Raw genomic sequence first — 12,224 nt, 5'->3', positions numbered from 1 at the left:
CATGGAGCTACCGGCCGCTCTGGCCGTGGTCCTGATCGTGGCCGGCGTCTGGTCCTTGGTCGTCTGGCCGCAGTTCCTCCGCCGGGTTCTGAAAGACCCCCGGGCCCGCGACGCCGGCGGCAAGGCCACCCGGTTCCTTACGGTCCACGTCGTGCTGGTCAGCATTTCGATGGTGCTTGGCGCGGCGACTGCCGCGATCGGGGTCGGCGCACTGCTCGGCTGATCCCCGTACTTGCCCCGGCCCGCGGTTGCCGAATTGCTCCGGGACGCGGTTGCTGGATTGTTCCGGCGGCCGCGTCCGGCGGCGGTTGAGGGCCGGTTAAGCTCCCCCGCGGCGCCACGCGCGGAGCGTTCGGGGCTAGAATCGGGGGGATATCCGACCCAGGTGAGGGGGATGTGTTTGCGGTCCCGTCGCGTCGCCATGTTGGGACTCCTCACTTATGCCGCGGCCCTGGCCACGGTAGCTCTCTGGCCGCAGCCCGTGGACCGCCCAATTTCCGGGCTGCTGGCCGGCGCGCTGCAGGCGCTGCACCTCCGGGGCGTCCCAGCCTGGGTGGACTACGGCTTCATCGAGTCCGCCGCGAACGTGCTGATCTTCATCCCGCTGGGTGCACTCGTGACCTGGATTGTTGGAAAGAGCCACTGGTGGGTAGGTGCGGTTGCCGGGTTGCTGACGTCGAGCGCCATTGAACTGACGCAGCTCCTTTTTCTGCCCGCCCGCTACGCCACCCTGGCCGACGTTCTGGCGAACGCCACCGGCGCCACTCTTGGCGCTTTGCTTGCCCTGCTGCTAATGCCGCGCCGGAGGCCTGTCCGAAACGGGACGTCAGCACGTACTCTGTGATCACACCATCCGGGGGAGGATCTTGGAATGCGGATCTCGGTTATCGGTTGCGGGTATTTGGGCGCGGTCCACGCAGCGTGCATGGCAAAACTGGGTCACGACGTGGTCGGCATCGACGTCGACGCAAATAAGGTGGAGCAGCTGTCCCGGGGACGGGCGCCGTTCTACGAACCTGTACTGGACGACCTCCTGACCGAACTTGAGGAATCAGGCAGGCTCAAGTTCACCACCGAGATGTCCGCCGCCCGCGGGGCAGAAGTGCATTTCATCTGTGTGGGAACCCCGCAGAAGCGCGGCGAAAACGCGGCGGATCTGCGCTTTGTCGACGCGGCGGTGGAGGCGCTGGCCGGTCAGCTGTCCCCCGGCGACATCATTGCCGGGAAGTCCACGGTGCCGGTGGGCACCGCTGCCCGGCTGGCCGACCGTCTTGACGAGACGGCGTCAGGCGCCACCCTGGTCTGGAACCCCGAGTTCCTCCGCGAGGGCCATGCCGTCACCGACACCCTGAATCCCGACCGATTCGTCTACGGCGTTCCGGGCGGCAGTGAGGACCACTCCGCCGTCGCGGTCCTGGATCGGGTCTACGCGGCGCCGCTTTCGGGCGGTACGCCGCGGCTCATTACCGACTACGCCACCGCCGAACTCGTCAAGTCCGCGGCGAACTCCTTCCTGGCCACAAAGATATCGTTCATCAATGCAATGGCTGAAGTCTGCGAGGCCACCGGCGCTGACGTCACCCGGCTGGCGGACGCGATCGGGCTGGACGAGCGGATTGGCCGGAAATTTCTCAACGCCGGGATCGGTTTCGGCGGCGGCTGCCTGCCCAAGGACATCCGGGCGTTTATGGCCCGCGCCGGCGAGCTGGGCGCGGATCAGGCCCTGACTTTTCTGCGCGAGGTGGACGCGATCAACATGCGCCGCCGGACCCGCGTCGTGGAGCTTACCCGGCAACTGTGCGGCGGCTCGCTGATGGGCCAGCGGATTGCGGTCCTCGGCGCGGCGTTCAAGCCGGAGAGCGACGACGTCCGGGACTCACCGGCGCTGAGCGCGGCCGCGCAGCTGCAGCTCCAGGGAGCGGTGGTAACGGTAACCGACCCGGAGGCGCTGGCGAACGCGGCCAAGCGTTTCCCCGAGCTTCCGCTGGAGCCGGACCTGGAGGCTACCCTGCGCCGGGCCGACGCGGTGTTGTTGCTGACCGAGTGGCGGCAGTACCGGGAGCTTGATCCGCACGACACCCTGGCCCTGGTGTCCGCGCCGAGGATCCTCGATGGGCGGAACGTGCTCGACCCGGCCAAATGGCGTGCGGCAGGCTGGACGTATAAGGGCCTCGGCAGGCCTTAGCAGCTGCCGGTCCCGGCTACCCGGCCGCGGGACGCTTCATCCGAGTAGGGAACCGTCTCGACTAGGTGGCCCGGGCCCACATTGTTGAGTGAGCGGCACGCTTAAACTTCCGGCTTTCCGGGCGTTGAATCGACCCATGAGCACGGACATGAACGGCATGGAGCGGGTCTGGCACGGAAGCCACCGCAAGTCCGCCGGCAAGAATTGGTCCATGTATTCGGCGCTGATCCTGCTGGCTCTCCTTTCCTGGGTGATGGTGGTTTTTCCGCATTGACCCGGTTTTTTACAGGAAATTGACAACCCCGGTCGACATTGTGTCGACCGGGTTCTTTTAATGCCGCCGGCCTGCCTGCGGCGGCTTCCGTGCGCCGGGGCGGCCCTCGCCGGGGGGGCGGCAGGCTAGAACGTGAGAATGATCACCTCCCAGCCCCCTGGCGCCTCCGGCGTGGCAACCGAGAGCTGACCCGCATGTATGGTTGACCCTGCACGATCTGGTCTTTGCGTGCCGCACGTATCACCTGGCCCTCCGGGGGGAGCTTGCCGGTGTGGTTGGCCGCCCATGTGGCGCCCAACCGGGAGACCGCAGCCCCATGGGTGGCGGTGCCGTCGCGGCCGAACTTCAGCATGCCGCCACTCGCAGCACGCTGTCATTTTCCATGTCCCCAACAGAATTTGCACCCACCGATGAAACACCTCAATAAATTCCGCCTGGCAACCTTGGTTGTCCTGATCGCCGGACTCACGTCCGGGTGCGCCGCTGCTTCAACGCCGTCTGCAGAGGCCTGCCAGCCCGGCAGCCAGGCAGCCCACTGCCTTACCCCTACCTCCAGCACCACGGATCCCACCCGGACCGCCACGCCGTCGGCCAGCGCATCGGCGACGGCGTCGGCCAGTCAGTCCGCGACGGCCGAGGCCGAGTCAGCAGCGCCGGCCGAGGCCGCCACGGCGAACCGTCCTGCTGCACCGGTGGTCCCCGCCGAGGCAGCCGCTCCGGCCCCGGCTCCGGCGAAGGCCGCCCCGGTTTCCACCCCCTACCCGGTGCACACCAATATCATCAGCACCACGTTCTGGGTAGGCGAAATTTTCAACGCAAGCCTCGCTGACGGATCCCAGGTCTGCTCCACCTACCACGGCCAGTGGGCGTTCCAGCACACCGGGGTCAACCTGGGCACCACCCCGGCTTCGGCCTCGGGCTGCCCCGGCAGCATCTTCGGCGGCTGCGACGGCATCAGCTCGGGCAGCGGAAGCAACTTCAGCTGCGCCACCGAAGCCCGGGACGCGTCCAACGGTTATTTCCCCAAGAATCAGCCCCTGCCGAAGGAAAATCCCTTCTACCTAGACCTGCCGTTCGACGATGTCAATGATGCGGTGGCGTTCCAGCAGCGCTGCCAGGTGATCCCGTGGGCAGCAGCTGACAACGCCGCCACCGGCGTGAACCACTGCGCCGATTCGAACTACAGCTACATGAAGAACCGCTGGGTCCAGCTCACCGGCCCCAACGGCAATGTCTGCTACGGACAGATCCAGGATGCCGGCCCCTCCAGCGGCACCCAGTACCACGATGCCGGCTACGTCTTCGGTGCGGACGACCGCCGGCCGGCCAACGGCGACTTCTCCGCCGACGCAAGCCAGGGCGCGGGAATGGATGTTTCCCCTGCATTGAACGGCTGCTTGGGATTCGCCGAGCTTGACGGCAGCGGGGACCGGGTGTCGTGGTCCTTCATCGACCGCGCCAACGTACCCGATGGTCCGTGGCTCAAGGTCGAAACGACCTCCGGCGTCAGCTAGCTGCTCGCGGGCGCGTCCCTCGCAGCCGAGCTCTCCAGCGGTTCTCCGCTGGGGGGCTCGTGTTGGGCCCGCCGGGCTGGACTCGTCCAGACGCCAGTGGAGTGGGCTGAGAATGCCCGAGGCAGCACCATCAGGCAAATTCCTGCGTCGAGGATTCGCATCAGCGGGAATAATGGTGCCAGCAACAGGAGCGAGGGGCGCCGCAGAGCCACGGCTGCGACGATCGTTAGGAGTAGGTCGGGCAGGAATACGCCGAGCAGGACGTCCTGCGGACGGAGCAGACCTGCCACGGCTATCAGTTCCGGCGAGGTGTTTCCGGTCTGCAGCTGCAGCGCGGCCAGGACCGAGATCAACAGGACCGGAACAAGCAGCACGAAGAACACACAGCTGAACAGCAGCTCGATAATGTACACGGTCAGCGCGAGCCAAAACTTCCCAGCCCGTACCCTGTGCCGCCGCACGGTCTGCCAGAACCCCAGGCTCCAGCGCCGCACCTGCTTGATGTAGTCGGAAAGCGTGTCCGGGTCCTGGGTATAGGCCACGGCGGCGGCAGGATGGAAGGCGATCCTGCCCAGTTTTTTCGCGTGCAGCTCAAAGGTCATATTGAAGTCCTCGATGACCAGGCCGGGGCCCAAGACATCCACCTTTTCGAGTGCGGACGTGCGGTACATGCTCGCGAAACCAGGCACAATGGACACGACGTTCGCGCCCTTGGCGGCCTGGCCGTACTTCAGCAGCAACTGCACCAGGATATACAGCCGCTCACGGTAGGCCACCAGGAAGCGTCCCAGCCCGTTCGGGGACGTCGGGTTCGTGATCGATTTGGCGCGGCCCGCCACGGCCGCTACCGTCCGGTCCGCGAAGAGCGGCAGCCCGGTGGCGAGGTAGTCCGGGGCAGGCCTGGTGTCCGCGTCGAGCAGCATCACCACCTGGAAATCCCGGCACAGTTCGAAGTGGGCGATCCCGGCAGCCAGCGCGCCGGCCTTGCCCCGGTTGGGGGCTAACTCGAGGACCTTAGCTCCTGCCCGGCGGGCGATTTCCGCCGTGTCGTCCGTGGACATATCCGAGATGACATGAACGTTCTCGATGGGAACCAAAGCAGTCACGGCCCGGATGGTTTCGCTGATCACCAGCGCCTCGTTGTGGGCGGCAATCAAGACGGCGACGTCGGCAGGCCGCAGCATGGCAGGTTTGGCCTTACGCCTGCCGTGAATCCGGCTGATCCTGCCGGCCCTGCCTTGGGACGGAAGGGTCGGGAAGCGTCGGCCGCCCGGTCCAGCCTGATCCCGTGCCCACCACAGGCGGCGGCCGGTAAATCCCAGGGCAGGCTTCGTCGCCCTGTACAGGTCGTACTGTTCCCTGGCCACCCGCATCAGGCCCACCAGCGTCCAGAAGATAGTGGTAACACCCAGGACAAGGATCACGAACAGGACAGTCACAGCGACGGCGCTCCTACTGAGTCGTACATGGCATAGTCGTCGGTAGTGAGCACGCCATTGCTGAACAGGTTGAGTCCAAAGCTGACAGCCGTTGCACCGGCAGGCAGGGCCGGCGTGGTGAAATTAGCCTGAACGTATGCTGGCGACGCGGCCAGCCAGGGACCGGATGTCCAGTAGGTCCAGACTCCCGCCGCGTTCCTGTAGTACACCGTGAACTGGGTGACGGCCGTGGACGTATACCAGGCCCGGAGCGAGTAGGTGTGGCCGGCGACCGCCGGGGGGGCGCAGGAACCGCTGTCGAGTGTCTGAAGAAGCTTCGCGTCCCCACTACCGTAGGCGCTGACGGTCAACCGCCCGGCGGCCCTACCACTGTGGGCGCTTGTCACCGTGCTGAAGGCTGGGGTATTGGCACCGTAGCCAGCCACCTGCCAACATTGCGGCGTCCCCGTCCCGGCAGTCTCGAGGCCTGCATTCTGCACCAGGTTGGTACCGGACGGCGGCGGGGCCGGCGCAGGGGCTGTCGCCGTGTCGAGCATTTCGTAGTCGTCAGTGATCAACGTGCCATTGCTGAATAGGTTGAGCCCGAAGCTGATTCCGGTCGCGCCGCTAGGAAGCGCGGGTGTCGTCCACCCCGCCTTTTGAAAAGTGGTCGCGGGCGCGAACCAAGGACTTGAGGTCCAATATACCCAGGAGCCCAGACCCGTTCGGTAATAGAGGGCAAATTGCGTGCTGGCGGTGGATTTGTACCAGGTGGAGAGGTTATAAGTATGTCCCCCTGTGGCCGCGGGTGAACACCCGCCCAAATCCAATGCTGGCAGAAACTTCGCGTCCCCGTTAGCGTATCCCGTCACGACGAGCCGTTCGGCGACGCTGCCCGTATGGCCTGGGCTGACTACGCTGAACGCGGCCGTGTTAGTTCCGTAGCCCCCGGCCTGCCAACACTGGGGTGCGCCGTTGACCAGCGTCTCGAGGCTAGGATTCTTCACCAGGTTGCCGCTGGTCGCCTGTGGGGGAACTGCAGGCCCGGCAACAACGGGTTTCACGGTACCGCCAATCACCTGATCCACGGTCTTCACCGAAGTCGTCCCGGGCCGCCCCTTGAGCCACGTCGCGAACTGCGTCAACAGCGTCGGCGTGATATTCAGCGGGTCAGCGCTCGTGGCGGCTACGTGATGGAAGGTCAACTGCACCCATCCACCGCCAGGTTCAGCTTGGGTGACCGACTTCTGCAGATCCGCCAGAGTCCAGGATGAATCCACTTCGTCAGGCGCGGCCGTGTTGTAGTAATTGGCTGGCGGTATCGTCTCCGCAAGAGGGCAGCCGGGACAACTGAACCGAGTCTTGATGTCGCCGAGGCCCCGGGCACTGTTGTAGCCGCAGTTCTTGGCGATCCCTTCAGTAGTGGCGTTCTCAGCAGCGAAGGGGTAGGCGAAGCTCGTGATGCGGAAACCCCACCTCGTGAGGTTGACCCGGTCATTACAGATCTGCCGCGTTGCTTCTTCCGTCGTCAGGGTCGTCAGGTCCGGGTGGGTGACAGTGTGACCTGCGATTTCATGGCCGGATGCGGCAAGCCCCTGGAGATTCGCCAGCGTCAGGTAATTGGCCGTGCCGACGGAACCAGACGGAATATAGAACGTTCCCTTGAATCCATTGTTGTTTAGGATCTGTGCGGCATTCATCTGGTCCGCATTCCCGTCGTCGAACGTCAGCGTCACCACCGTTGGTGCCGCCGCCGTTGCCGGTACCATCCCGGCCGCAAGCCCCGCGACAGACAGGCCGAATACCGCGGCCACCGTAACGGTTTTAGACCACCAGCCGGCCAGTCGGCGCGGGCCGCGAACGCGATGAAATGAAGTTGTTCGTCCAGTCTCGTTTATGAGCATTACTCAATTCCTTACATTGCGGCCAGCCGGGCTGGCTTGCACACTGATGGGGGGAAGTCAGGGCTTGCCGGCATCCAACATCTCGTAGTCGTCGGTGGCGAGCTCGCCATTGTTGAAGAGGTTCAGGCCGAAGCTGATGCCCACCGCGTCTGCGGGGACGGCGGGCGTGGTCCACCGGGCGTACTGGTATGCAGGCGTGGCGGGGGTCCAGGGACTGGCTGTCCAGTAGGTCCAGACCCCGGCTTTGTTGCGGTAATAGAGTTCGAACTGCGTGGGCGCCGTGGAGGTGTACCACGCACTAATCGTGTAAGCGTGCCCGGCCTCGACGCTCGGAGAGCATTCGCCGAGGTCCAGCGTGGGCAAAAGCTTGGCGTCGCCGGATTTGTAGCCGGTTACGTCCAGGCGGCGGGCAATGGTGCCCTCGTGGCCAGGACTGAGGACGCTCAGTTCGTGCTGGTTTTCGCCGTACGAGGCCAGCTCCCAGCATTGTGGCAACCCGTACTTTCCCGCCGCTTCCAGGCCGGGGTTCTTGATGGCGTTGACCCCCGTAGGTGCCGGCGGAGCGGTCGGGCCGGGGACCGCGGGCTTCACGCCCCCACCGATCACCTCGTGAACGGTACGGACCGCAGTCGACTTCGTCTCGTTCCGGGGCTTCAACCAGGCCGCGAAATCCTTGAACAGCTGGGGCGTCACCGATCGCGGCGATCCCGTGTCATCGATGTCGTAGAAGACCAGTTGCAACCAGCCACCCCGCTCCTCCGCCGCCGTTACGAGTTGTTGAAGGTCGGCGAGACGCCAGGCGTTGCCGATTTCGATGACGGAGCGGGACCGGAACGGGTCGGCGGGCCGGACCAGTTCCGCTGCATCGCAGCTGGCGCATCCAAACGGGCTGCGGAGGTCCGCACCGCTCCTGGCGCTGTTGTAGCCGCAGGCAGCCACCTGGTTTTCGGCGGCGGGTGTGACGGCGGCAAAGGGGTAAGCGAAGGATGAGACCTTAAAACCGAGCTCGGTGAGGTTGCTGCGATCGGAACAGACCTGCCGGGCGGCCTCGTCCCCGGTAACGATGCTGAGGTCCGCCAGCGTCACCGTGTGCCCACCGATCTCGTTGCCGTTGGCCACCAGGGCATGGAGATCCTCCACCCTCATGTAGCCGGGCTCCTGCAGAAAGCCTGAGTTGATGAAGAAGGTACCGCGCATGCCGTCCTCCTTGAGGACCGCGGCTGCTGCCAGCTGGCTCGAGCGGCCGCCGTCGAACGTGAAGCTCACGCTGGTCAGTGCTGGCCCCGCGGCGCCGACGAGCCCCTCCCCCGCCGCGTTAGGAGCGGCCGGCGCGGTTCCGGGCCTGGGGACCAGCATGGCCGAAAGCGCCAGCGCCGCGACTGCCAGCAGCGAGGAGACAACCCAGGCCGACCTCAGGTTGGCCCGGCGAGCGGGAGCGCCAGCCGACAGCGGCCGAACCCGGCCTTTAACCCCGCCCCTGTTCGTCGGATGGTTTGTCATGGCAGATGCCCCTCTCATCGTGCTGACCGGCCTGCGCAGCCACCCAGGTAGCTGCCCTTCACTGGCGGTCAAGCATTTGCCGGCCCAGGACGACGACGATCCTCTGCGGAGAGCTGAGACCTGCTTCTTCTCCATCACTGTGCACCCTCTGCAACCGACACCCACAGCGTAGAGAGCGGCCGCCAACAGGACACGAGTGGCCTCTACGCGTTTTTGCCCGGGATCACCTGCCTGTCCCGTGTCTTGCTGCGAGTATGGGCTGGCGGACTACTCGACTTCTCGCCACGTAGATGTTCCCGGAGGGCTTCTTCAAGGCGCTGTTTCCATCCGGCGGCGTGGCGGCTCTTGATCGTGGTGAAATGGTGTTGTTATGACCCAGCCGCAGAGGACACGAGGGCCGAATGACAGCGAACGGCGACCCGGACCGCACCCCGGATCCGCGTGCCGCGAGCGGACCCCGCCGCGTCTGGTCGGAGTGGGACCCAGCCCTCAGGCGACGCGTTCTCGGCACCTCGATCATTGCCGTCGTGGCGGCCATGGCGGTGGTGCTGATGGCTAGTCTCGGCGCCGGGCGGCATGCCGCTGATCCAAGCTGGTTCGCCGGCTATGCCGACGTCACCGTCAGCCCGCCGTACGCATTCGAAAACGGCGGCAGCAAAGACGTCATCATGGCCTTCGTGGTCGCGTCTCCGGACCAACCTTGTGTACCAAGCTGGGGGCTGCATTACTCGATGGATGCGGCGGACCAGGCGTTGAATCTGGATGAACGGGTCAGGGCGTTCAAATCCCGTGGCGGAAGGGTGGCGGTGTCGTTCGGGGGTGAGCTCAACCTGGAATTGGCGAATTCCTGCCAGGACGAAGCGGCCTTGAAGAACGCCTATAGGCAGGTCGTGGCACGCTACGGCCCGGTGGCCCTGGACTTCGACATTGAAGGCGATAACCTGTCCGACGCGGCCGCCGGCGAGCGCAGGGCCCGCGTTGTCCGGGAACTGCAAGACGAGCGCGGGTCTGGCGACGACCGGCTCGATGTTTGGCTGACGCTTCCGGTCTCCCCGCGCGGCCTCACAGATGCAGGGCTCACCGCCGTCGAGCAAATGCTCCACGCCGGGGTCCAGCTGACCGGCGTCAATGTCATGACGATGAACTACGGCGAGAGCCGTCCCGGATCCCAAAGCATGCTGGATGCCTCCACCTCCGCGGCCACGGCCACGCACGACCAGCTGAGCATCGTCTACCAGCGAGCCGGCATCAATCTGGGCAGTGACGAGCTTTGGGCCAAGCTGGGCATCACGCCCATGATTGGTCAGAACAGTCTTCCGGGTGAGGTGTTCGACCAGGACGCAGCCAGGAAGATCCGCGAATTTGCGCTCGGGAAGGGCGTCCAGCGCCTGTCGATGTGGTCGCTGAACCGTGACGTGGCGTGCCCGGCGGCGGCCGACCCGGACACCGCCACCCACGTCTGCAGCGGCGTCAGCCAGAGTCCCGGGGAGTTTTCGGAACTCCTCGGCGCCGGTCTAACGGGCAGGATGAAGTGATACGCCACCCGGATGGCGCCTACTGGACGGGGCTCGTTGTCTCCAATTTCAGCCATGGCCCGGGCGGGACATCCTTGCGGTCCACAAACTGCCAGTCAACTTTGTCGTCCTGTCCGTTCAGGTCCTTGAAGCCCAGGCAGCCGTTGAGCGCGGGTGAAACGTCCATCCCTGCTCCGTTGAATTCCTTGTTTTTGGGTCTGGCGTCGTCGGAGCCGAAGACGTATTCCTTGTCCCGATACTGTCCAGGTCCAGCGTCCTCGATTTGACCGAAGCACTCCTTGCCGTTCATCCGGATCTTGACCCAGCGGTTCTTCATGTAACTGACCCGGTGGTTGCCGGCCTGTCCGGCCAAAGATGCTTCCTTCGCCCACGGAACGACGGCGGCCCGTTCCCCGAACGCGGACGTGTCGTTCACATCGTCGTAGGGAAGATCCAGGTAGAAGGGGTTTTCCCGCGGCGTCATGCTGGTGGGGAAATAGTCATTGGCGCTGGTCCGGGCCTCCGTTTCGCAACCGTTCTTCAGGACGCCGTCGCACCCACCGTAGCTTTGCATCCACTGGCTGTCGTAGGTGGAGACGACCTGGCTGCCATCGGACGCCTTGGGGTCAAAGATTTCGCCCACCCAGAACGTTGTTGCGACAATCCCGGTGTGCCACGGGTACCCTTGCTGCGGGGTTGGGCTGGGAGACGGCTGTGGTCCGGTGCAGGACACCGCCAACACTCCCACGAGGCCCGCCGCGGCAAGTCGCTTGAATGCTGATTTCAGATGTCGCTGTGCCTTTTGCTCCACTGTTTCCGCCCCTGGCTGCCGATCACCAATATAAGCTGTTCAAACCACTGGACGGAACTAATTCGCAGCCATCGTCGCCGTCCGGTGGACCGGGGTGCGCAACGAGCGTGAGCGGTGGTCGGCCGCGACGTTGTGGATAATCTGGTCGAGGGTCGTGCTCGGGTCGAACCCGACCAGCTGCCGGGCCTTGCTGTTATCCGGGACGCGGCGACGCATATCCTCGTACCCTTCGGCGTAGGCCTGCTCATACGGCACGAAGCTGATCTCGCTCTCGCTGCCCAGAAGCTCCACGATCCGCTCGGCGAGGGTGAGGATGGAGATCTCGTAGCTGCCCCCGAGGTTGTAGGCATTGCCGTACGCCGTCGGTTCCTCCGAAATCCTCGTGATCGCCGGCACGATGTCCGCCACGTAGGAGAAACAGCGGGTCTGCTTGCCGTCGCCGTAGACCGTCAGCGGCTTGCCGGCCAGGGCCTGCTTGACCAGCCGGGGCACGACCATGCCGTAGCGGCCGGTCTGCCGCGGTCCCACCGTGTTGAAGAGCCGCACGATCGCGACCTTGAGTCCGAACTCCCGCCAGTACGCATGCGCGAACGCCTCGTCGATGCCTTTGGCTGCGGCGTAGGTCCACCGGGACTTCAGCGCAGAACCGAGAATGCGGTCGGACTCCTCGTCCAGGCTGTCCGCCGTGTTTTTTCCGTAGATTTCGCTGGTCGAGGCCAACAGCAGGGTGGCGCCTGCCTGGAGAACGGAGTCCAAGACGACTTCCGTCCCGTGGATGTTGGTCCGGAGGCTTTCCAGGGGGTGTTCAACAATCAGGTTGACTCCGACGGCGGCCGCCAAGTGAAAAACCCGATCGGAACCGGCGACAACCCTGTCCACTGCCGGCTTGTCGAGGATATCGCCTTCCACGAAGTGGAACTTGCGGTGTCCGATCATGTTGCGCAGATTCTCCAACCTTCCAGTGGAGAGATTGTCGAGCACGGTTACCTCGTCGCCTGCGGCCAGCAGGTGTTCTACGAGATGGCTTCCGATGAAGCCGGCTCCCCCAGTGATTGTGGTCTTCATTGCTCCTGCTTCCTTGTTCTGGCTGCCGCGGTATTCCTG

The 12,224-nt window shown here is 64.9% G+C and carries 11 protein-coding genes; 6 read left to right on the top strand and 5 right to left on the bottom strand.

The window, feature by feature from the left end; all coding sequences use genetic code 11:
- Position 1: 1 nt before the first annotated feature.
- From AC3ANP_RS10670 to AC3ANP_RS10650, 5 genes are all read left to right on the top strand, one after another.
- Positions 2–223 carry an SCO4848 family membrane protein gene (locus AC3ANP_RS10670; protein ID WP_488330158.1) on the top strand — a complete coding sequence of 74 codons (222 nt, stop codon included), beginning with the start codon at positions 2–4 and terminating at the stop codon, positions 221–223.
- Between the two features lie 258 nt (positions 224–481).
- Entirely contained in the window at positions 482–844 is a 363-nt protein-coding gene (locus tag AC3ANP_RS10665) for a VanZ family protein (protein ID WP_488330157.1), read from the top strand.
- A 27-nt stretch (positions 845–871) separates the two neighbouring features.
- Entirely contained in the window at positions 872–2,185 is a 1,314-nt protein-coding gene (locus AC3ANP_RS10660; protein ID WP_488330156.1) for a UDP-glucose dehydrogenase family protein, read from the top strand.
- Between the two features lie 136 nt (positions 2,186–2,321).
- On the top strand, positions 2,322–2,459 hold the full coding sequence (locus AC3ANP_RS10655; protein ID WP_488330155.1) for a hypothetical protein: 138 nt from the start codon (positions 2,322–2,324) through the stop codon (positions 2,457–2,459).
- Positions 2,460–2,869: 410 nt separating this feature from the next.
- Positions 2,870–3,973, top strand: a complete 1,104-nt coding sequence (locus AC3ANP_RS10650) for a hypothetical protein (RefSeq protein ID WP_488330154.1) — start codon at positions 2,870–2,872, stop codon at positions 3,971–3,973.
- Here AC3ANP_RS10650 and AC3ANP_RS10645 read toward each other — a convergent pair.
- From AC3ANP_RS10645 to AC3ANP_RS10635, 3 genes are read right to left on the bottom strand one after another with little or no spacing between them, the layout of a single operon-like run.
- Complete coding sequence (locus AC3ANP_RS10645; RefSeq protein WP_488330153.1) at positions 3,970–5,412, bottom strand: glycosyltransferase family 2 protein; 1,443 nt, start codon at positions 5,410–5,412, stop codon at positions 3,970–3,972. The genes AC3ANP_RS10650 and AC3ANP_RS10645 overlap by 4 nt on opposite strands.
- Positions 5,409–7,295: a polysaccharide deacetylase family protein gene (locus tag AC3ANP_RS10640; RefSeq protein WP_488330152.1), complete on the bottom strand. Its 1,887-nt coding sequence runs from the start codon at positions 7,293–7,295 to the stop codon at positions 5,409–5,411. Before AC3ANP_RS10640 ends, AC3ANP_RS10645 begins: the two co-directional genes overlap by 4 nt.
- A gap of 57 nt (positions 7,296–7,352) precedes the next feature.
- The gene (locus AC3ANP_RS10635; RefSeq protein WP_488330151.1) at positions 7,353–8,795 is read right to left on the bottom strand and encodes a polysaccharide deacetylase family protein; all 1,443 of its coding nucleotides are present in this window, start codon (positions 8,793–8,795) and stop codon (positions 7,353–7,355) included.
- A gap of 401 nt (positions 8,796–9,196) precedes the next feature.
- On the opposite strand from AC3ANP_RS10635, the gene AC3ANP_RS10630 reads away from it, so the two are divergent.
- Positions 9,197–10,330 (top strand): chitinase, encoded by a 1,134-nt coding sequence (locus tag AC3ANP_RS10630; protein ID WP_488330150.1) that lies wholly within the window; start codon positions 9,197–9,199, stop codon positions 10,328–10,330.
- A gap of 19 nt (positions 10,331–10,349) precedes the next feature.
- Here the strand turns inward: AC3ANP_RS10630 and AC3ANP_RS10625 are convergent, their stop codons facing one another.
- Entirely contained in the window at positions 10,350–10,952 is a 603-nt protein-coding gene (locus AC3ANP_RS10625; protein ID WP_488330149.1) for a hypothetical protein, read from the bottom strand.
- A 225-nt stretch (positions 10,953–11,177) separates the two neighbouring features.
- On the bottom strand, positions 11,178–12,185 hold the full coding sequence (locus tag AC3ANP_RS10620; protein ID WP_488330148.1) for a dTDP-glucose 4,6-dehydratase: 1,008 nt from the start codon (positions 12,183–12,185) through the stop codon (positions 11,178–11,180).
- Positions 12,186–12,224: the final 39 nt, after the last annotated feature.

The sequence above is a fragment of the Arthrobacter sp. JB02-1C genome, assembly GCF_057748045.1.
Note: the sequence above shows the minus strand (reverse complement) of the source record. Positions and strands in the feature narration are given on the sequence as shown.